Consider the following 18477-nt stretch of genomic DNA (forward strand, 5'->3'; position numbering starts at 1 on the left):
TAACGCCATTTATAAACTTTACTTCACTATTTTCACTCACTTGAAAATGTAGATGCTGGCAAACCTACCCCATTATATAAATTACCAATATCAGTACTTTTCCATGCATATCGAACAGCTTTAGGGCTTTTTACTTCTTTTGAACTAACTATAACAATACCATTTTTCAGTTTTGCTTTAGCCGAAAACCACTTCCCTTTTTCATTCGATATCTCAAATAATCCTATTTTTTTTTCATCACTTTTCAATCCTTTATCGTGACTAAATTTAACCTGAATTTTATCCCCTATTATTTCAGCAGCTTCGAACAACGGGCCATAAACCTCTTGCCCTTCTAAAATATTATAATGTTCTTTCAACGCTATATTTGCTAATCGCAAACCAACATCCTGTTTGTTCTGTGGATGAATATCCTCAACCGTACAAATATCGCTGGTCATTGCCATTCCTGTATTTTTCAACACCAAAGTTCTACGTTGTTGATCACGCAAAACCCCTCCTTCAAAAGACCTACCATAGTTAAAAGGCGCAATTTGCACGTAGTAAAATGGAAAATCATTATTCCAATCAGCGCGCCAAGAGTTAATCATTTCAGTAAAAATCTGTTGGTAAGATTCTGCGTTAGCAGTATTCGATTCTCCTTGATACCACAAAACTCCTCCAATTTTAAAATTGGTCAATGGTGCAATCATGGCATTATATATAGTAGACTTCTCTATAGTCACCCATTGATTGGGTTGAATTAGTTCATGTGCAGTTACCAATTCTGGGTATGCTTTAAAAACAGATTCTGGCGTCCAGACTTCTGCACATGATGCACCCCATGAAGAATCGATTAACCCAATAGGAATATTAAGTTCTTTTTGAACTTTTCTAGCAAAGAAATAAGCAACAGCGCTAAAATCTTGCATGGTTTCAGGAGAGCAAGTTTCCCAAGTACCTATAACATTATCTAACGGATAATCTGCTGTTCGTTTCTCCACAGTGAATAATCGAATATTAGGATAATTGGCATTCTCGATTTCAAAATCTCTATTATCAATTGTACTGTTCGCACTCCATTCCATATTGCTCTGCCCAGAACAAAGCCATACCTCACCAATCAAAACATCGCTTAAAACAATTTCATTTTCTTTACCAATAAATCGTATCGTGTAAGGCCCTCCTGCTTTTGGCGTGGCTACCTGAATTTTCCATTTCGCATCATTACCAGATTTCACTTGTACAGTAGCATCATCCCAACTCGTATAAATTGAAAATTCCTCACTAGGTCTTGCCCATCCGTAAAGTGAAACATCAGATTCTCTTTGCAAGACCATATCGTTCGAAAAGATATTAGGCAATGTAATTTCTGCCTTAACAAAAGTAACTGAGAAAAGGCACAAGAGAAATAAGCTTAAAGGTAATTTCATATAATTAATAATAAAATTGATTTAAATATACCGAAATATGATTCATTTTGACAATTTCACAAACATTTACTATTAATTTTAAATGATTACTTATCTTAACTCTTCTAATATTGAAATACATTATAAACTAACAACCAACACCATGTCAAATTTCTCTGAACCTATTAAAAGACGGAATTTCATTAAAGCTGCATCAGCATCATTATTACTAACATCAATAAGCTCTTATGGTTTTGAATTTTTCGAAAATGAAAAACCTAAAAAAGTCGGACTTATAGGTACTGGATGGTATGGTACAAGTGATTTAATGCGATTGATTCAGGTAGCTAATGTGGAAGTTGTTTCGCTTTGTGATGTAGATACAAATTTCTTGAACGAAACAGCTATTTTGGTTTCAAAACGTCAAAAAAATGGCAAGAAACCGAAATTGTTTTCTGATTACAGAGAAATGTTGAAAAATGATAATTTAGATATTGTTCTAATTGGAACTCCTGACCACTGGCACGCTTTAACATGTATTGCAGCTCTAAAATCTGGAGCACACGTTTATGTGCAAAAACCCATAAGTATTGATGTCATTGAAGGAGAGGCTATGGTCGCTGCAGCGCGTAAATATAATAGAACTGTTCAAGTAGGCACCCAACGCAAAAGCACACCACATTTGATTGATGTAAAAAAACAAATTATAGATACCGGTTTACTAGGTACAATAGGTCATGTAGATATGGCTTGCTATTATCATATGCGTGCAAATGGAAATCCTCCTTTACAAGAAGTCCCTGATTTTTTGGATTATGAAATGTGGACAGGCCCAGCCCCCTTTCGACCTTATGATGGAATACCACACCGAAGATGGTGGCGAACTTTTAGAGAGTATGGAAACGGAATAACAGGTGATATGTGTGTTCATATGCTAGATACCGTTCGTTGGATGCTAGATTTAGGCTGGCCAAAACGAATTAGTTCTGAAGGAGGCATTTTTGTACAGAAAGATGGAAAATCGAATATATCCGATACTCAGTCGGCTGTATTTGAATATGATGACCTTAACTGTAATTGGCAACATAGAACGTGGGGTAACCCAGCCGACCCTGATTACCCTTGGTCGTTTAAAATTTATGGGGCCAACGGTGTTTTAAAAGGAGATGTGATGAAGGCAGAGTTTATACCTCTTGACGGTGGTGAACCAATTCGCTTTGATGTACTATATGAGCGCGAGAAATATCCCGAAGATTTAACTGAAAAGGATATAGAATTACACGCAGCACCCGCAACTCGCGGCCATATGATCGATTTTTTGAACGCGATCGAAAACGGCACCAAACCTATTGCTGATATTGAAGAAGGACATATTTCAACAGCCAGTTGTATTTTGGCTAATCTATCTATGGATTTAAAAAGACCATTGGTATATGACCCAAAAAGCAGAACAGTCTTAAACGACCCAGAAGCAACTACGTTATTACAAAGATCCTATCGCGGTAATTGGGAACATCCACACCCTGATACGGTTTAACTTACTGGAGCTTTTTTGTAGAATCCCTAACCAATAGGCTGGTCTTTACCGTTTTGGTTTCATAAGGCAGACCAGGAGTTTTTATTCTATTAATCAATAGTTTAGCGGTAAGCTCACCTATGTATTTCCCATGCTGACTAACCATGGTTAATGACGGAGTTACATATTTAGACAATTGCCCATTCGTAAACCCGATGATAGATATATCATTAGGTACATTATACCCTCTAGCCTTTACAACTTCAAGTACTTTTACAGCTGTTATTTCGTCTAAACCTATTATACCTCCTATTATTTTATAATTGAGCAAAAACGACATTAACATGTCTAAATCGTCTTTTGGCGAAAGGTTGATAATTAATTTAGCATCAAAGGGTATTTCGAATTCTTCAAGTGCCTTTTTATATCCCAAGAGCCTTAATTTACCAACACTGGAGCTACCTGTAGGATTGACTACAGCTATATTACTACAGCCAATATTAATTAAGTACTTCGTAGTTTTATATCCTGCTTCAAAATCATCAACTACCACTTTATCACATTCTAAGGAATCTGTAACCCTATCGAAAAGCACTACTGGTATATCATTGTTAATGATATCTTTCAGTGCTTCATGTTTGTTATCATTCTGGGTTTCTTCCGCCAATGAAATAATAAGTCCGTCTACGGTTCCCGAATCAAAAAATTCTAAGGTCTTACTTTCCTTTGAGCTAGATTCATCACTAATACAACTGATGATATTATACCCATTCTCATTGGCCACTTTTTCAATACCATACAAGACCTGAACAAAAAAGTAATTTAAAATATTAGGTACGACCACACCAATAGTATTAGTGCTTCTATTCAATAAATTAAGCGCAAGCCTATTAGGCTTATAATGCTTTTCTTTCGCGTATTCTTGAATCTTTAATTTTAATTGAGAACTTATTTCATGACTGTCATTAACAGCTTTTGAAACCGTAGAAATAGAAACATTAAAATGCCCGGCAATATCTTTTAAGGTTACTTTTTTCATATATCATTTCTTAAAAGGAAATAGGTATATACCTATTTCTACCTTGTATTCAAATTAAAGCAAACTGTCCCTAATGGAAAACCAAGGGACAGATTACTTTATCATTTTTGATAATAAAACTACTAATGTATTTTACTGATACAGTTAGAGCTTAATCAATTATATGTATTGATTGATGATATTCTCGAACAACTCTTGTTTACCACTCTGTAATTCTAATTCACCATTCTCTTTTGCGATAATGTAAAGATCTTTTAAATCTAATTTACCATTTTCAAAATCTTTTCCTTTACCTGCGTCGAAAGAGCTATATCTTTTTTCACGTAACTTGTTATACGATGAAGATGCTATTATCTTATCTGCAGTAATCAATGCTCTTGCGAATGTATCTGCCCCACCAATATGCGCATGAAATACATCATCTAAGTCTGTGCTGTTTCTTCTAATTTTAGCATCAAAATTAACACCACCACCTTGCAATCCGCCAGCTGCTAAAAATACCAACATAGCTTCGGTTGTTTCTTGAATGTTGTTCGGGAACTGATCTGTATCCCATCCATTTTGATAATCGCCTCTGTTAGCATCCATACTACCCAACATACCTGCTTTCGCTGCAACAGCTATTTCATGTTGAAAAGTGTGCTGTGCCAAAGTAGCGTGATTCACCTCAATATTCATTTTAAAATCATTCTCTAAACCGTATTCTTTAAGGAAGCCAATTGCGGTTGCACAATCGAAATCGTACTGATGCTTCATTGGTTCCATAGGTTTTGGTTCAATAAAGAAATTACCTTTAAAACCTTGGCTACGAGCATAATCTCTTGCCATTGTCAAAAATTGACCCATGTGGTCCAATTCTCGCCCTAAGTCAGTATTCAAAAGGGACATATAGCCTTCTCTACCACCCCAGAATACATAATTTTCACCGCCTAAAGCGATAGTCGCATCTAAAGCTAATTTTATTTGACCACCTGCTCTTGCCAATACATTAAAATCTGGATTGGTAGCCGCACCGTTCATATATCTTGGGTTAGAAAAACAGTTGGCAGTACCCCAAAGTAATTTCTTTCCGGATACTTTTTGCTTCTCTTTTATATAATCGGTTATTATAGATAGTCTCTTTTCAGATTCTGCAAACGTTGAGCCTTCTTGAATTAAATCAAAATCATGAAAGCAGAAATAATCAAATCCTATTTTATCAAAAAATTCAAAAGCCGCATCTGCCTTATCTTTAGCTGCCTGTATTGCATCTGAAGATTTATCCCACTCAAAATTTTGTGTACCAGGACCGAACGGATCAGAACCTTGCCCACAGAAGGTATGCCAATATGCTGTTGAAAATTTAAAATGATCTCTCATGGTCTTACCTGCCACAACCTGATCAGGATTATAATATTTAAAGGCCATAGGATTATCAGATTCCTTACCTTCAAATTTAATTTTATCTATCCCTTTAAAATATTCCTTGTTTGCCATTATGTTGATTTTATTTGTTGTTTAAGATTAATTCCAATTCTTTTTTCCAAGTGGTATAAGCTTCTTGGTATGCTTTTTTATCTTCTTGCGGACTAAAGGTCATTATATAATCATTATCTAATATTGTTTTTCCAAATGCCTCAAAATCACCTTTATGTAAATTTGCTGCTCTTGCTGCACCAATAGCACCTGTGGTATTGTAAATTTCTATATCGTAGCCTATTAACGTAGAAACAGTCGTTGAGAAAATTTCAGAACGAAAAAGATTGTCGTTACCTGCTCTCATTACATTGACTTTTATTCCATCTGACTCCATGATTTCCATGCCATAAACAAATGAGAAAGCGATACCTTCCAATGCTGCCCTACACAAATGGCCTTTACCATGATTATTCAAGTTAAGGTTCACTATACGTGTACCAACCTCCTTATTTTTAAGCATTCTTTCTGCCCCATTACCAAATGGAATAAGTGCAATGCCATCTGAACCAATTGGCACTTCGTTTGCCAAGGTGTTCATTTCATCATATGAGTCAACATCAAGATTATTCAATAACCATCTATACTGAATACCTGCCCCATTTATACATAACAATTTACCTATTCTTGTAGGTTTACCGGGCGTATAATTTACATGTGCAAAGTTGTTAACGCGAGAGCTTTCTTTCACCGATAGATTATCGGTTACAGCATAGACTACACCTGAGGTACCACCTGTGGCGGCAACTTCACCCGGATTAAATACGTTTAACGTTAAGGCATTATTGGGTTGATCCCCAGCTCTATACAAAATAGGTGTTCCAATTTTAAGCCCGCTCTCCCCTGCTCCTTTTTCATCTACGTTAGATTGTATTGAGAATGTATCGACTATGTCTGGAATCATACTTTTTTCCAAGCTGTAGTATTCTAATAAAATGTCTGCGATTTCATCCTTCTTAAAATCCCATAATATACCTTCTGAAAGTCCGGATACAGTTGTATTCACAACACCTGATAATTTATAAGCAACATAATCGCCAGGCAGCATCATTTTATATATCTGGGCATAGATTTCGGGTTCGTTCTCTTTTACCCATTTTAATTTAGAGGCAGTGAAATTTGCTGGAGAGTTCAGTAAATGTGTATCACAAAGTTCCGCACCTATTTCATCGTATGCATTTTGACCGATAGAAACAGCTCTACTATCGCACCAAATTATTGACTTTCTCAGTGCATTACCTTCTTTATCGATTAGCACTAAACCATGCATTTGATATGAAATTCCAATACCCGAAATATCGGTAGTTTTTATAGAATACTCTGAACTTAGTCTTTTGATACCGCTACACACATAACGCCACCAATCTTCAGGACTTTGTTCTGCCCAGCCATTTTTCACAGCTTCCATAGTCATTTCTGTCTCTGGCTCTGTTACCACTCCTACACTCTTTCCTGTTGAAGCGTTCACCAGGGCAATTTTTATAGATGAACTTCCTATGTCTAATCCTAAATGGTACATAAATAGTATGAATTGATTTATAGCTGTAATAAGTTAAACCAAAAATAACTACTATGTGCCCTAATCCTAAAATCATCAACGAAAATTTATAGTAACCAGTATACTAACAAAAATAATCCATTGAAATTTTGAATTTAAATAACTTAAAATCAATCACTTAAATAATAAATATATTGTCAATTATTTTCGAAAAGGTTTTCGTAATACCATTTACTTCCATATTTTCAAATGCCTTGTTTAATATTCTTCAAGTTGATCTTGCAGCTGTTCAAGTTTAGAAAGTGCTTCAGATTTCGAATTCACATCTAGTTTTAAATAGATATTTTGAATATGAAAATTTACGGCACTTGTGGTTACGAAAAGCTTTTGTGCAATCATCTTATAAGTGGCACCTTGGCATAAATAATCTACAATCTGATTTTCTCTTTCAGAGAAAAATGCAAAGGTTTTCTTGTGAAAATTATGAATGATTTTTTTTACAATATCATTACTCATTGCAGCACCTTCTTTTTCCATACTGCGTAAAGCATGCTCTAATTTATCTAAAGTTAAAGGCTTGGTCAAATAACCATTCGCACCTTTTTTAAAAGCATTTTTAATAACATCGAAATCATTTATTTCACTGAACATTATAATTTTAATGCCCCATTCCTTTTTTCTGAACAGTTTAATAGCATCAATACCACTAGTTCCATTTAGCGCTATTTCAGATAAAACAATGTGTGGTCTTGTAAAACTAAAATCTTTTAAAGCCTCATTAGCAGAAGTGTAACTGCCAACTAATTCATAATCTGCTATTTCGTCAAAGTGATTTTTATAAACAGTATGTAATGATTTATCACTTTCCAATACGATAATTCGAATGATAGAATTTTTCATAATTTCCAAAGTTTAGCGATACCCTTTCCAAAACGGAAGAATATCAAATGTTAGTTTTGAGTATTTTCAAAAACCTTTTGGCTCTTGAACAACTAAACAATAGGACAGTATTTATGAGCCTATAGTAAACTATCGGTTCATTAAAGCATACCAAATGGGGGTACTTCGAAGATTAATCGATGTATTTAGATTATTCTTTGTCCTTGTTCAGTTATGATTTTTAAATCAAATAGGGATAGTCGTTAGTGATTTAAATTTAGAATACCGAAAAGATCTCTATACTTTGGAATTAAGAAATTTCGTGTTGTTAAACAATTAGTAATCTCATTAGAAGTGAGATTAAAATTGATACAAAAATTTAGTAGGTAAAATTTTGTCATAATAGTGGGGGGATTTAGGGTTAAACATTCACTTACAATATATTTGGTTCGAGAAATATATATATTAATGCCATATACCCGTCAAAAACATCAGATTTTTCGTTCAAATACAGTTTTTTGCCAAATAAAAAGGTAGTTCATCGATTGTTAACCTTATGTTAAACCGAGAACTACCTTCTTGAAAAAATAAAAAAAAGGAGGGAACCCAGTCATCCCCCCGGATAACGCCCCTCCTTTATTGACAATTCAAATCAACCATAAAATCGCAGAAAATAATGGTTCAATCTTACCACTATTCTCTACTTATATCATCATCCTCAAAAGTATTCGATGCAGTAGCCGTAGTTTCATTTACTTGCATAATCCATTTCTCTTGATTGTATTTTCCATTTAAATTGTTACTTGCAGCCATTTGTGCATCATTTTTATAATCGTAATCTGCTAAATACACATAATACAAACCATTTTCTTTATTGTAGAATTGCTTTGGATCCAACCCTTTTTCCTTAAGGTCTTTCATAAAGGCATTTAAATATTTTGTGTTGCTATATACATTAGCTATTACATAATAACCAGAATTCATATCTATAACATCAGAATCCACTAGCATTTTAACCGGTAATTCTTTAAAATTATCTCTTCTGGAAGAAGATACGGAAGATGCAAAAGCATTTCCTGGTTCTGTTTCAAATTTTATATCATTAGATACATATGATGAGTTCTCTTCTACACTAAAATCTTGTAATGAACTTTTTATCGTGGTATCAATATCGTTACGCAACATTCTAACTATAAGCTCGAAACGTTCTTCAAAAGCAGCAATTCTCTCACTTTCTATGGAGTCTTGACGAAGAATTAATTCGTCTAAAATAATTTTGTTCTCGTAAGCCAAATTATTATCAGCTACATCAATATGTTTTCTTTTTTGATTAGATTTTCTCGCATTATCACGTTCTTCTATCAAATGAGCTATTTGTTCCTCATAGTTTCTTACAATATTGTCTATTTGATTATCCGATGAATTGTCTGCAACTGTAATGTTTAAATCATCATCTTTAAATTTATATGCCAAAGTTATTTCGTGGTTCCATCCTAAGTTAGCCTCATCGCTAGACAAATCTTTTTCCATTAAATAACCCAAAGACATTTTTTCACTTAAGTTAAAGCCTATACCGGCTGCTACTCCGTACTCTTCATCTACGGTTGTTTGTAGCCATCCGTAGTTTGGCATATCTAATAATAAAGAACCAAAATAGTACAAGCTACCATCTAAATTTTGACCCACTTGTGCCATTGGCATTAATCGGGCATCTTCAAAAAGACCTCTAGAATTTTCGAACGAATGCGTATACTGCATGGATGCTTTCACGCTTTTTGTAGATAAATCGGTTAAAAATTCATTTGTCGTTTGGTTATATTTTAAAAGGTCTTCAGCGTAAAAACCAAAATCAAATTTCCCTAAAGAAAGATTAATACCTGGTTGTACCGCAATTTTACTTTCTTTTCTAGCATCTGCAATTTCTGGGTCTACTTCACTCGTTACAATTCTATTTTTATCTAAACCTTGATTGAAATAGGTAATGTTAGTACCAAAGGTTAAAACAGATTTTGCACCTAAACGTACCGAAGAAGCATAATTGGCATTAAATCCAAATTCTTGCACAACACCAGACCATTGGCTATAAACTCCTATACCAACAGCTGTATGGTCATTTAATTTATTACTAAAACCTAAAAAGTAGTTTTGACTATTGTCATCGAACGTAGCGTATTGATTTCTATGTAATATGTTCAAATACGATTTGTTTTCGCGCACCAAAGAAAAAGTAGGATTAATGAAAAAACGATTGAAGAATAATTGATTATGGTAGGTACTACTAGAACCTAAATTAGTGTTGGTTTCTTGACCATTAATTGTTTGGACAAGGGCCAATAAAAGTAATGCAATAATTAAACTATTGATTTTTAACGGACTTTCCATAACGATTGAATTTTATGATTAGTGAATGTTTGTCTTTTATTTAATGGGGGAAATGAATATTGGGTGGTTATTCATCTTCAAAAACAGAACTAGAATACTGCGTTTGTCTTTCACTATTGAAAGCTTCTAAAAAGCGGTCATCCCTAACTTTCTCATTTATAGGCTTATCATTTAAATTAAAAGCCACATTTTGTGTACTCTTACCTTTAGCCATTCTATTAGATACTACATAGCCAGACCCATTACTTTGTAAAAGGTTTACTGAATATTCATCATAAGAACTATTAATCGTATTTCCCATATTTACAGCAAGGCCAACTTTTCTCTGCCCTACTTCTACCATAAATACGTCTAGACCACCAAAACCTTCTCTACCTTCGGAAGCAAAAACAAGTGTACCATTGGCTACAGGGTTTGGATGTATGTCATTCTTGGCTGTATTTACTTTTTCACCAAGATTCTTAGCCGTACCCAATGATCCATTTTTTTGAATTGTGGCGACATATATATCGTATTCACCAAATGTACCGGGCATGTTTGAAGCAAAGAACAGTCGGCTACCATCTGGTGAAACTGCCGGGTGTTTTGCCGAGTAATCACCTGGGCAAATAGGTAGCTCAGTAATTTTCTTCCATTCGCCGGCCACCTTATCCGCCTTATAAATTTTATGTACTACTTTTCTTTTCGAAAAAATACCTGTTACAGGTTTACGGTACGTAGTTTTACTGAAATATGCAGTATTACCTCCATTTGTAAGTGCTACTGGCTGAGAATATTCACCCGTTGTATTGGACGGACTTTTAAGATTTGAAGCTAATTCTTCGCTAGCTTCCTCATTATCCCAAGGCAAAAATTTACTTCTATTGTTCGACGTAATACGAGTAGGTATAACCGTTTGCGTCATTTTATAGTCGTCCTTGACCAACTCGGTCCAGTTTTCATCTGCAATTTCGTTTTGAACTTGCTTACCCAGTTTGGTTACGGCATGGTCAAATCTCTTTTGATAACTCTTAGATAAAGACCCATCTTCTGAAATTTCCATTAATTTACCATACCAGTACAATGCATTTTCATACTTCTTAGTTAAAAAATTTGCATTACCTAAGTCTTCGAAAATCTCTTTATCGGCATACCCAAGAGATTTTAACTTCTTGTAATTTTCTGCCCGTTTTGATACTTCGGTAATTTTCCGCTCTTGAAAATTAGTAGAGGAATGATTGAAGGCCAAATCTTGGCCGTAACCCATGGTCGCCATACAGGCAAACAAAAGGATGCATTTTAATGAATTGTTCATGTTACTAGATTTTGGGGATTAATACCACAAAGATCTAACAACCGATTCGATCTGTTATTAATAAAAATTCATAGGTTTTACATTAATGTGTAAACTAACTTATTGAAAATAATACCTAAATAACTGAAAACCAGTTTATAAAAAACCCAGATAGCTTATTTAGCTACCTGCTTATTTTTTCTTTTATCAGAAATATAAGTATATCCTAAATATGCAAGTTGCAAACCAACTGCAGCCATTTTCAATTTTCGACTTCGAACAAGCAGCTTCGCTACACCAAATAGAGGTGATAATCCCATAATATTTTAGTTTTTAAATTTATATCAAAATACTAGTTAACCACTTGTAAGTCTAACTCAATCCGATGAAAACGTAAACCAAAACCTAGATAATCATTAAGCGTAATAACTTATATCAAAATAACACCAATACAGCAAAAGTCCTACTCATTATAGTCAATCATACTTATGAAATAAACTTAACTTAGAGCTATCACTATTATTTAACCGTAGACATAAGTGTCTATATAAAATTTAATATTATGAACAAGGATATAGAGAAAATAGAACACAGACTAAAAGATTTAGTAAGTAAAAATGAAGATGCTATCAAAGGTTTTGAAAAAGCTTCAAAAAATTCTGAACAAATAGGTATTAAGAGTTATTTTGAAAAGAAAGTCATTGAAAGAATGCAATTTTTAAGAGAACTTAGATCTGCTGTACCAGATTTAGATTTGGGTAGTGTTGCTATAGATGGAAGTGCTGCTGGTGCCATACATAGAAAATGGATGGATGTAAAAGCATTTTTTGCAGGAGATAATGACGAGGCAATGTTAGAGGAAGCTGTAAGAGGAGATAAATCTGCCATTGAAGATTATGACAAAGCCTTAACAGAAACAATGATGCCACCGAGATTAAAAGAAATTATTAGAGCCCAACGTGAGAAACTGCACAATGATTTACAAACAACTGAAATCTTAGAGGATTATAAATAGTATTACCTTATGGATTAAAAAGCCCTTGCGACGCAAGGGCTTTTTAATTCGCTTAGTTTATAAAACTTTATGAAAAACTCACTTAATAAGTATAAAATTTTACTTAATTTCAAGGGACTCAATTAAATAACAAGAACTAATGGCGAATTTCAGTTTAAAAGTTAATGGAAAAACAGAGCAGATAGACGTAGATCCAACTACACCTATGCTTTGGGTACTAAGGGACCATTTAAAATTAGTAGGAACAAAGTTTGGTTGCGGCATTGCACAATGCGGTGCTTGTACCGTACATCTAGGCGACAATGCAGTTCGGTCTTGTCAATTGCCAGTATCTGCAGTAGGCGAACAATCAATAACCACAATTGAAGGTTTATCTGAAAACGGAGACCATCCAGTTCAAAAAGCTTGGATAGAAGAAGATGTATACCAGTGTGGTTATTGCCAAGCGGGGCAAATAATGAATGCAAGCGCATTTTTAAAGAGAAATCCTAATCCTTCAGATGCGGAAATTGAGGATGCTATGAACGGTAATATCTGTCGTTGTGGCACATATACGCGGATTAAGAAAGCGATTAAAAACGCTGCTAATACTTCAAATGCGTAAAACAAGTGGCCCACAATTTTGTGGATTTTAAACTTTATTAAAAAACAAACAGATGACACTCATAAAAACAACATATAATAGACGTTCCTTTATTAAAAGCTCCGCCCTTGCGGGTGGTGGCATGGTAATAGGTTTTAGTTGGCTTGCATCTTGTAATCCAACCCCGGAACAAGTAAATAATATGCCTAAAGAATGGTTTGATATTAATGGCTTCCTTAAAATTGGTGATAATGGCATGGTAACTATCATGTCACCAAATCCAGAAATTGGCCAGAATGTCAAAACATCTATGCCCATGATCGTGGCAGAGGAATTAGATACAGATTGGGATAATGTAATAGTAGAGCAAGCCCCGTTAAATACTGATATTTTTCAAAGACAACTCGCTGGTGGCAGCCAATCTATTCGTGCCGGTTGGCAAGGTTTACGTATGGCTGGGGCAACTGCTCGTCATATGTTGATTGCCGCTGCTGCAGAGGCATGGCAAGTTCCTGCATCAGAAATAACAACGGCTGCTGGTATCATAACCCATAAGGCTTCCAATAAATCTGCCGGTTATGGTGAAATGGCATCTTCGGCAGCTACCATGACAGTACCTGAAGAAGTATCCATGAAAGATATTAAAGATTTTGTAATCATAGGTACGGATAGAAGAAATGTAGACGGACCAAATTTGGTTACCGGAAAACCTTTATTCGGAATTGATCTTCAAGAGGAAGGTATGTTGATTGCCATGATAATTCATCCGCCTGCTTTTGGTTTGACTTATAAGTCAATGGATGCTGAATCTGTTAAATCAATGCCTGGCATAAAAGATGTGTTTCCTATTGAGGTGTACCCTGAAGGTATTGAAAGACAATGGTCAGATGGTGGTGCTATAGATAAATTAGTAGCTATCGTAGGGGAGACTACTTGGCAATGCATGCAGGCTAAAAAAGCATTGAACGTTGAATGGGAAAAAACTTCTACCTTAGAAAGTACAGCAGGTCATTATGAGGCTATAACAAAATTACTAAATACTACTTCCAAAGAACCAGCTCGTAAAGATGGTAATGTAGCCAGTGCTTTTAAAAAGGCTGCTCAAATAATAGAGCGCACATACAGCGCTCCATTTTTAGCCCATAATACTATGGAACCAATGAACTTTTACGCCGACGTGACTGGTGAAAGAGCTATTTTGAACGGTCCCATTCAAACTCCTGAGTTTCTAGAAAAAACCCTTGCATCTAGATTAGATTTGCCCTTGGAGAAAATTGATATTAAAATGACCCGAATGGGCGGTGGTTTTGGTAGAAGATTATATGGCACATTTGGTGTAGAGGCGGCTGTTATCTCACAAAAAATGCAAACCCCAATAAAGTTAGTGTACACTCGTGAAGATGATATGACGCAAGGCACCTATAGGCCTACCTATAAAGTTAAATACAAGGCCGGTTTAGACAAAGACGGTAATTTAATCGCTTGGCATGTTAAAGGTGCCGGTTCAAACGATGATTTAATTTTTGAAAATAGATTCCCTGCTGGTGCCGTAGATAATTATTTGGCGGAAAAATTCACTTTAGAAACGAATGTTACAACTGGCGCATGGCGTGCACCGCGATCTAACTTTATAGCGGGTGCCGAACAAGCCTTTTTAGATGAAGTTGCAGAAGCAGCAGGTAAAGATGCTATAGAATTTAGACTTGAATTGTTTGACAGGGCAATAAAAGACCCCGTAGGCGATCCAAAAAATAATGATTACGACCCAGAACGTTATGCAGGTGTGCTTAAATTGATAAGAGAAAAATCTGGTTGGGATGGAAATCAAAAAAATGGAACAGCTAGAGGTGTTTCATCATACTATTGCCATAATTCTTATGTTGCACAAGTACTGGATCTCTCAACAGATGTAACACCACCTAAAGTTAACAAGGTATGGTGTGCTGTTGATTGTGGTATTGTAATCAACCCTATGGCAGCAAAAAATCAAATTGAAGGCGGTATCATTGATGGTATTGGTCATGCAACTTATAGCGAAATGACCTTTGAAGATGGTAAACCTCAACATTCAAATTTTGACACATATCGCCTAATACGACATAAAGAAGCACCTAAGGAAATAGAAAGTTTTTTTGTAGATAATGGTATTGACCCTACAGGATTGGGAGAACCTTCTCTTCCTCCTGTTATAGGTGCATTAGCAAATGCACTATACAGGGCAACAGGACAAAGACATTACAATCAACCGTTTATTACGGAGAAATCTGTAATAGGATAATGCCCTTATGCTATTGTAAAACGAAAGCGCCGTAAGTTATCTTCCGGCGTTTTTATTTTTATGAAAATGTTTTTAAACTATAATTAGTATTTCTCTAATTCAATTCTAAAGTAACTCTAGAATTCTCAAGTTGCTCTTCAAACATTTTTTCAGTACTATCTTTATTATAAAAAGATACTATTTTATTTAGTTTCTGTTTCCCAATTTCAGATGTGGCCAATTCAGGAAAAGCTTTCACCAATACGTCTTAACATAATTTTCACCGACGTAGAAGCTCCTGGAGAAGTGCCTAACAAACAAGTGACCCTACCACCTTTCTACTTACTAATTCAGTGCCAAACTCTAAGGAACCGCCTTCAAATTTATTCCTTTTAATCGTCTGAACTCGTTGCCCTGCAACCAATATCTCCCAATCTTCATTTTTTGCATCTCTCATAAATGTCCGTAGCGATTCCATTCTATCGTCAAAACTCATAGCTACTTGTTCTATCAAATACTTGGTCAATGGTAGATTATGCCAAAAAACACCCCAAATCAATTATTACTCTACATTGATTTTATTTTTTTAAAACGTTTTGAAACATAAAAAAGCAGGTCAATTGACCTGCTTTTATTAAATTCTAATGTTCAATTCTTAGTCCATTACGAACTTAAAGCCTGCTGTTATGATACTTGAACTAAAGGTCGTATCCCTATCATATTTATAAAACTTCAAGTCAATACTTTTAAGTCCTAGTTTCCAGATATGTGCCTTTGTAAAAATATCGGTATATGAAACACCCATTCCAAATTGATTTGCCATATACTCGGATAAATCATAATCGGAAGTGTAGAATGTATCTGTTGATAAGGCTTCTTCATAACCATTGAAATAATCTGCAGCTGTCTGCTGATAATATCTATAGGAGGGATATATAGTAAACTTATCAGATAATTTAATAGGAACCTCTGCACTTGCAGTATGAGAGCTGATACCCCAATCGTCATAATAATAACGATAGAATGTTCGTATTACAAATGTTTCATTAATATACCAGTTTAACCGACCACCGGCAGCCACCTTAAATCGGCTATCCGGTAATTGTTCGATAGCATCTGCCAATTGAAAATTCTCAATAAAAGACTCTGCTACATCACTAAAATATACTCTTTGAAACGGTGTTGACAATAGTCCTTGTTGTTGAACAAAATCTAAGGCCAAAGAACCTTGCACGTTTTTACTCAATATCTGCGAAAAACCAAATCCTAGAGAATAGGAGTTTCTTGTTTCATCAGAAAATTTATCGAAAATTGGGCTATAGTTAGCATTTCCGGTTATTGTTTTATTTGAAAAGAAACCGTTAGCTAAACCATTGGCGCCACTGACAAAAGGCCTAAGTTCTGACGGATATATAGAATTCCACTTGTCTAAATACACGTTGGCATTCACACTTACCTCCGTATTTTTCTCATTGAACAATTTGGTTAAACCTCCACCAAAACCTAGGGAGAAATAATCATATTCAGATGAAAAAGATAGTTTACCTGAAACAATGGTATTTCTATCGTCAGAACTATGGCTATACGAACCCGTTAAATTTGCCCAAGTATCTGAACTTGATGCACCAGAACTAGCTACGAAAGGGTCCGCTGGCTGACCACCATCAAATGGGTCTACATTACTTGACGACGCAGATGTATATGCAGACACACCCGCATCAATCGTTAAAACGTCATCATCGTTCAACGGAATCGAAACTACAAATGTTCCCGTAAAATCCGTTAATTCTTCCGTACCAATACCTCCACTTACCGCAGCATTATCCCCATCCTGCGAATAATAACTCGTAAGAAAATCTACCTCTGTAGTCTCTAATACACGCTTTTTATAAGTACTAACAGAATCTTGACTTTGTTGAGCATAACTTGCGGTAAAAAAGAAGATAAAGGCAATAAAACCTGTTGATTTAAATATTTTCATTTTAAGTTATCCCTTTATTAATTACAGCCGCAGCCACCACCCGTTTTACCTCCATTTGCACCTACAGCCGCTTCCCTATAGGAATGCATTGTAGTTAGGTTACGGTCTGCCTTTTTATCTTGCAAAACCATATCTGGATCGTTAATGTTTATTTTCTCGTATTCCTTCAAAACGGTACAACTACTAAAAGAAGCCGATATCAAGGCAAAAATTAAAATCTTCTTCATCATGATTTCTCTATTTCTATATTCTTCGATGTGGTAATATGTCCTTTATCGTCAATAATTATACATTCAACCTGTGGTAATTGCTCAATTCGATTTAAGCCTACTTCTATGCCCATTACAAAAACAGAGGTTGCCAAGGCATCTGCCAATTCTGCTTTTGGAGCAAATACGGTAACACTGATAATACCGGTAGCAGGATACCCAGTACGAGGGTCAATGATATGTGTATATCTCACATCATTGAACGTAACATACTTTTCGTAATTACCTGAAGTAACTACTGCGCCATTATTTATGGGTAGTAGCGCAAATACTTTATTCTTATCCATAGGGTTGGTAATCGCAACCTTCCATTCAGAACCGTCGGGTTGTTTACCCCAAGTATTCATATCTCCAGAAGCATTTATGATACCTGCCACTACTCCTTTAGATATCAACAGGTTTTTGGCTTTATCGGCTGCATAGCCTTTACCGATAGCACCAAATCCAATTTTCATTCCTTTCAGTTTCAAAAAAACAGTATTATTTTCTTTATCCAGAATTATATTATGGTATCCTACTTTTGACACAGAAGCTTTAATAGAATCTATTGAAGGCATATAGGTCATAGAACCGTCAAACTTCCAAATCTTGTCCATAGAGGCATAACTGATATCAAAAGCACCATCGGTCAGTTTAGAAATACCTATTCCCCGCTGTATTAGTTCGAATAGTTCGGCATCAACTTTCACGGGTTTTATACCTGCGTTTCTATTAATTTCAGATGTTTGTGATTTTGGATCCCATGAAGATATTAACCGTTCAATTCTTGTTATCTCATTGATAGCCAAATCTATGTGTTTATTTGCTTCAATAGGATCTTTAGCTACGACCGTAATATCAAAACGACTACCCATTAATTTTAGGGTACGTTTATAAGGCTCTTGGGCAAAGAGTATACCAACAGAAAAGATAGTCAATATGAGTAATACGTTCTTCACA

17 protein-coding genes are annotated in these 18477 nt (G+C 35.2%); 4 read left to right on the forward strand and 13 right to left on the reverse strand.

Going from position 1 to position 18477, the window contains the following annotated elements:
• Nucleotides 1-32: 32 nt before the first annotated feature.
• Nucleotides 33-1412, reverse strand: coding sequence for a sialate O-acetylesterase (locus AACZ41_RS07680; RefSeq protein WP_339627800.1), 1380 nt, complete (start codon nucleotides 1410-1412; stop codon nucleotides 33-35).
• A gap of 142 nt (nucleotides 1413-1554) precedes the next feature.
• Here AACZ41_RS07680 and AACZ41_RS07685 point away from each other — a divergent pair, with 142 nt between their 5' ends.
• Nucleotides 1555-2928 carry a Gfo/Idh/MocA family oxidoreductase gene (locus AACZ41_RS07685; protein ID WP_339627801.1) on the forward strand — a complete coding sequence of 458 codons (1374 nt, stop codon included), beginning with the start codon at nucleotides 1555-1557 and terminating at the stop codon, nucleotides 2926-2928.
• 1 nt (nucleotide 2929) lies between these two features.
• Here AACZ41_RS07685 and AACZ41_RS07690 read toward each other — a convergent pair whose 3' ends face one another.
• The 7 genes from AACZ41_RS07690 to AACZ41_RS07720 all read right to left on the reverse strand — a co-directional run bounded on the left by AACZ41_RS07690 (nucleotide 2930) and on the right by AACZ41_RS07720 (nucleotide 11753).
• On the reverse strand, nucleotides 2930-3946 hold the full coding sequence (locus AACZ41_RS07690) for a LacI family DNA-binding transcriptional regulator (protein WP_339627802.1): 1017 nt from the start codon (nucleotides 3944-3946) through the stop codon (nucleotides 2930-2932).
• 159 nt (nucleotides 3947-4105) lie between these two features.
• Nucleotides 4106-5431 (reverse strand): xylose isomerase, encoded by a 1326-nt coding sequence (xylA, locus tag AACZ41_RS07695; protein WP_339627976.1) that lies wholly within the window; start codon nucleotides 5429-5431, stop codon nucleotides 4106-4108.
• A 1-nt stretch (nucleotide 5432) separates the two neighbouring features.
• Complete coding sequence (locus tag AACZ41_RS07700; protein WP_339627803.1) at nucleotides 5433-6920, reverse strand: FGGY family carbohydrate kinase; 1488 nt, start codon at nucleotides 6918-6920, stop codon at nucleotides 5433-5435.
• Nucleotides 6921-7157: 237 nt separating this feature from the next.
• Nucleotides 7158-7799, reverse strand: coding sequence for a response regulator transcription factor (locus AACZ41_RS07705; RefSeq protein ID WP_339627804.1), 642 nt, complete (start codon nucleotides 7797-7799; stop codon nucleotides 7158-7160).
• Between the two features lie 672 nt (nucleotides 7800-8471).
• Nucleotides 8472-10160 (reverse strand): PorP/SprF family type IX secretion system membrane protein, encoded by a 1689-nt coding sequence (locus AACZ41_RS07710; RefSeq protein WP_339627805.1) that lies wholly within the window; start codon nucleotides 10158-10160, stop codon nucleotides 8472-8474.
• A gap of 67 nt (nucleotides 10161-10227) precedes the next feature.
• Nucleotides 10228-11454 (reverse strand): cell envelope biogenesis protein OmpA, encoded by a 1227-nt coding sequence (locus tag AACZ41_RS07715; protein WP_339627806.1) that lies wholly within the window; start codon nucleotides 11452-11454, stop codon nucleotides 10228-10230.
• A gap of 155 nt (nucleotides 11455-11609) precedes the next feature.
• On the reverse strand, nucleotides 11610-11753 hold the full coding sequence (locus tag AACZ41_RS07720) for a hypothetical protein (RefSeq protein ID WP_339627807.1): 144 nt from the start codon (nucleotides 11751-11753) through the stop codon (nucleotides 11610-11612).
• 242 nt (nucleotides 11754-11995) lie between these two features.
• Here AACZ41_RS07720 and AACZ41_RS07725 point away from each other — a divergent pair, with 242 nt between their 5' ends.
• The 3 genes from AACZ41_RS07725 to AACZ41_RS07735 all read left to right on the forward strand — a co-directional run bounded on the left by AACZ41_RS07725 (nucleotide 11996) and on the right by AACZ41_RS07735 (nucleotide 15309).
• Nucleotides 11996-12448: a PA2169 family four-helix-bundle protein gene (locus AACZ41_RS07725; RefSeq protein ID WP_339627808.1), complete on the forward strand. Its 453-nt coding sequence runs from the start codon at nucleotides 11996-11998 to the stop codon at nucleotides 12446-12448.
• A gap of 139 nt (nucleotides 12449-12587) precedes the next feature.
• Complete coding sequence (locus tag AACZ41_RS07730) at nucleotides 12588-13052, forward strand: (2Fe-2S)-binding protein (protein ID WP_339627809.1); 465 nt, start codon at nucleotides 12588-12590, stop codon at nucleotides 13050-13052.
• Nucleotides 13053-13104: 52 nt separating this feature from the next.
• Entirely contained in the window at nucleotides 13105-15309 is a 2205-nt protein-coding gene (locus AACZ41_RS07735) for a molybdopterin cofactor-binding domain-containing protein (RefSeq protein ID WP_339627810.1), read from the forward strand.
• 94 nt (nucleotides 15310-15403) lie between these two features.
• On the opposite strand, the gene AACZ41_RS07740 is transcribed toward AACZ41_RS07735, so the two are convergent.
• The 5 genes from AACZ41_RS07740 to AACZ41_RS07760 all read right to left on the reverse strand — a co-directional run bounded on the left by AACZ41_RS07740 (nucleotide 15404) and on the right by AACZ41_RS07760 (nucleotide 18476).
• Nucleotides 15404-15547, reverse strand: a complete 144-nt coding sequence (locus AACZ41_RS07740; protein ID WP_339627811.1) for a hypothetical protein — start codon at nucleotides 15545-15547, stop codon at nucleotides 15404-15406.
• Between the two features lie 51 nt (nucleotides 15548-15598).
• The gene (locus tag AACZ41_RS07745; RefSeq protein WP_339627812.1) at nucleotides 15599-15814 is read right to left on the reverse strand and encodes a malate:quinone oxidoreductase; all 216 of its coding nucleotides are present in this window, start codon (nucleotides 15812-15814) and stop codon (nucleotides 15599-15601) included.
• 129 nt (nucleotides 15815-15943) lie between these two features.
• Entirely contained in the window at nucleotides 15944-17269 is a 1326-nt protein-coding gene (locus AACZ41_RS07750) for a DUF3570 domain-containing protein (RefSeq protein WP_339627813.1), read from the reverse strand.
• 17 nt (nucleotides 17270-17286) lie between these two features.
• Complete coding sequence (locus AACZ41_RS07755; protein WP_339627814.1) at nucleotides 17287-17499, reverse strand: DUF4266 domain-containing protein; 213 nt, start codon at nucleotides 17497-17499, stop codon at nucleotides 17287-17289.
• On the reverse strand, nucleotides 17496-18476 hold the full coding sequence (locus AACZ41_RS07760) for an FAD:protein FMN transferase (protein ID WP_339627815.1): 981 nt from the start codon (nucleotides 18474-18476) through the stop codon (nucleotides 17496-17498). The genes AACZ41_RS07755 and AACZ41_RS07760 overlap by 4 nt, the downstream gene beginning before the upstream one ends.
• Between the last annotated feature and the right edge of the window lies 1 nt (nucleotide 18477).

Origin of the sequence: uncultured Maribacter sp. (assembly GCF_963974015.1) — a bacterium.
Taxonomy (GTDB): domain Bacteria; phylum Bacteroidota; class Bacteroidia; order Flavobacteriales; family Flavobacteriaceae; genus Maribacter.

Bases quoted from the DNA above. Each gene is read 5' to 3' on its own strand.
- AACZ41_RS07680 (WP_339627800.1), bottom strand. From the start codon at position 1,412: ATGAAATTACCTTTAAGCTTATTTCTCTTGTGCCTTTTCTCAGTTACT.
- AACZ41_RS07685 (WP_339627801.1), top strand. From the start codon at position 1,555: ATGTCAAATTTCTCTGAACCTATTAAAAGACGGAATTTCATTAAAGCT.
- AACZ41_RS07690 (WP_339627802.1), bottom strand. From the start codon at position 3,946: ATGAAAAAAGTAACCTTAAAAGATATTGCCGGGCATTTTAATGTTTCT.
- AACZ41_RS07700 (WP_339627803.1), bottom strand. From the start codon at position 6,920: ATGTACCATTTAGGATTAGACATAGGAAGTTCATCTATAAAAATTGCC.
- AACZ41_RS07705 (WP_339627804.1), bottom strand. From the start codon at position 7,799: ATGAAAAATTCTATCATTCGAATTATCGTATTGGAAAGTGATAAATCA.
- AACZ41_RS07710 (WP_339627805.1), bottom strand. From the start codon at position 10,160: ATGGAAAGTCCGTTAAAAATCAATAGTTTAATTATTGCATTACTTTTA.
- AACZ41_RS07715 (WP_339627806.1), bottom strand. From the start codon at position 11,454: ATGAACAATTCATTAAAATGCATCCTTTTGTTTGCCTGTATGGCGACC.
- AACZ41_RS07720 (WP_339627807.1), bottom strand. From the start codon at position 11,753: ATGGGATTATCACCTCTATTTGGTGTAGCGAAGCTGCTTGTTCGAAGT.
- AACZ41_RS07725 (WP_339627808.1), top strand. From the start codon at position 11,996: ATGAACAAGGATATAGAGAAAATAGAACACAGACTAAAAGATTTAGTA.
- AACZ41_RS07730 (WP_339627809.1), top strand. From the start codon at position 12,588: ATGGCGAATTTCAGTTTAAAAGTTAATGGAAAAACAGAGCAGATAGAC.
- AACZ41_RS07735 (WP_339627810.1), top strand. From the start codon at position 13,105: ATGACACTCATAAAAACAACATATAATAGACGTTCCTTTATTAAAAGC.
- AACZ41_RS07750 (WP_339627813.1), bottom strand. From the start codon at position 17,269: ATGAAAATATTTAAATCAACAGGTTTTATTGCCTTTATCTTCTTTTTT.
- AACZ41_RS07755 (WP_339627814.1), bottom strand. From the start codon at position 17,499: ATGATGAAGAAGATTTTAATTTTTGCCTTGATATCGGCTTCTTTTAGT.